Origin of the sequence: Rothia sp. HMSC069D01, assembly GCF_001810135.1 — a bacterium.
Classification (GTDB): domain Bacteria; phylum Actinomycetota; class Actinomycetes; order Actinomycetales; family Micrococcaceae; genus Rothia.
In genome coordinates this window covers 1-1,401 of the sequence record NZ_KV800087.1, presented here as the reverse complement: position 1 = coordinate 1,401, position 1,401 = coordinate 1, and the positions used below count along the sequence as shown (strand labels likewise).

The window sequence follows — 1,401 nt, the reverse complement described above, 5'->3', positions numbered from 1 at the left end:
GGGTGTGTGGTGGAGCAAGGAACCTACCGGGAGCTACTGAAGGCAGAGGGAAAGTTTATGGAAATTTTCAAAAATCAGATCTCTGAAGATTCTGCAGGGCGCAAAACTTCCGCTGAAAGGGACTATAAAGATGCGTAAGATTATGGCTAATACTGTTTGGTCCGTGGTTTATGCTTTCAAAAATCACCCCGTATGGACCGTTTCCTATCTAGTGTCTGTTGTGTGCCTATCACTATTCCCTGCTCTGCAGATGGAGGCTGTCACTAGACTTGTTGAGCATTTGGGCCAGAGCCAGGATGAAGTGCTCCCGCTAGCGCTGGGGGTTAGTTTTGTGCTGGCAGGATACATTGCCCTGGGACAAGCATCAGACTCTCTGCGTATGATTCTAAATTCTCGAATGTCAAGTACGGGTATTCAGAATGTATCTTCTCGTCTGGCGACTTGTTCTTCTCAGGAAATCGCGAGCGGTGATTATGCTCGCTCATCAAGGGCAGCTCATGAAGCTGTGACAGGGGGGAGCCTGGGGTCTCAAGTTTCCACTATGGGTGCTCTGATATTCATCATTTTTTCGACGGGAGCTCTTAGTTATTCCGTAGGAAAGATCAATGTATATGCTTCACTCTGCATGCTTGCAGGCATGATTCCTGTTGCCTTTATGTCACATCTCTATTCGAGTAAGAATGCTGAGGCAATGGAAAAAATATATTCATATAGCTACAACGCGTGGCATAGTACTAACCAGATTGCGCAAATAACTACTGCTCGTGAGCTTGCAATTCTTAATGCTCGTTCATTCTTTGCGCGTCGCGCTAATCAAGAACGGAAAAAATCCGGTGAGGAGGAAATTGGCCTAGCTCGTTACATCCTCAGAATATATACAATTGTTGGTTTTATAAGCGCTGCATTGCTAGCTTTAGCCCTTATTTTTCTAGCGGCCTCGGTGCCGGCTCCCGGTGCTCTTGCTGGAGCTGTTATAGGTATTACCTCGGCTATAGTCTCGCTTGGCTCGATGGGAAGCGACCTTAGCTCGATGGCAGCGGGGTCAAACGCAATTGATATATATCGAAAGTTTATTTCTAGCGCACAGCCCAAGCAGAAAAATTCGGTTGCCGATACCTACCCCGAAATCTGCAGCGTTTCCATTAGGAATCTTGCTATCCAGTATCCAAAAGCTGATTCTTTAGCTCTTAAAAACATCAATCTCACTTTTGGTTCCGGGCAGATGATTGGTATTGTCGGGCCCAGCGGATCGGGAAAGACAACCCTAGTAAATGCACTCATGGGCATGCTTAAGCCCTCCAGTGGAGACATCCTCATGGGAGGTACGTCGGTACAGGACATATCACCTGATGATTTGTTGGCAAATGTGGGTTTGGTGAGTCAAGACTACGGCCGTTATGA

1 protein-coding gene is annotated in these 1,401 nt (G+C 46.8%); it reads left to right on the top strand.

Annotation, left to right across the window (positions count from 1 at the left end; all coding sequences use genetic code 11):
- Window positions 1-142 precede the first annotated feature (142 nt).
- Window positions 143-1,401 (top strand): ATP-binding cassette domain-containing protein (locus HMPREF2710_RS09325; protein ID WP_168163099.1); only part of this gene is annotated, 1,259 nt, incomplete at its 3' end.